A 383-nucleotide genomic window follows, 5' to 3' on the forward strand; every position below is an offset into this window, starting at 1 on the left:
CTTACGATCCACTGGATCAAGAGCGTAGTTTACACCCTTGTAGATAGTGTCCTTGATTGCATTAATGGCAGTCGGTGACCGTGCATCATCATCAGAGAGCAAGTCATCGAGCACTGCGATCTTTGGACGTTTACCAAAAATCTTCGTACCACGAAGGCCAGTCTTGGCACCGAACATTTTGATACCAAGACAATGACCGTCTTTGTTGCCAAACTCAATATAGTTGTCGGTGAACTTCCTGTACGGGACGTATTCCTGCATAAACTCCGAGTTGTTGTAACGGAACTCGGTGTTGTTTCGTGCAGACTTTACACCGTTCTCCATACTGTCAGAGACATAGATCATACCTTCAACTTTGCCGAAGTTGGGCAATACTCCGAATG

At 45.7% G+C, this 383-nt stretch carries 1 protein-coding gene; it reads right to left on the bottom strand.

What is annotated here, in order from left to right; all coding sequences use genetic code 11:
* A partial coding sequence (locus Q5762_RS37350) for a hypothetical protein (RefSeq protein ID WP_315896759.1) occupies positions 1–345 on the bottom strand: 345 nt, incomplete at its 3' end.
* Positions 346–383: the final 38 nt, after the last annotated feature.

The sequence above is a fragment of the Streptomyces sp. P9(2023) genome (genome assembly GCF_032436795.1).
Lineage (GTDB): Bacteria > Actinomycetota > Actinomycetes > Streptomycetales > Streptomycetaceae > Streptomyces.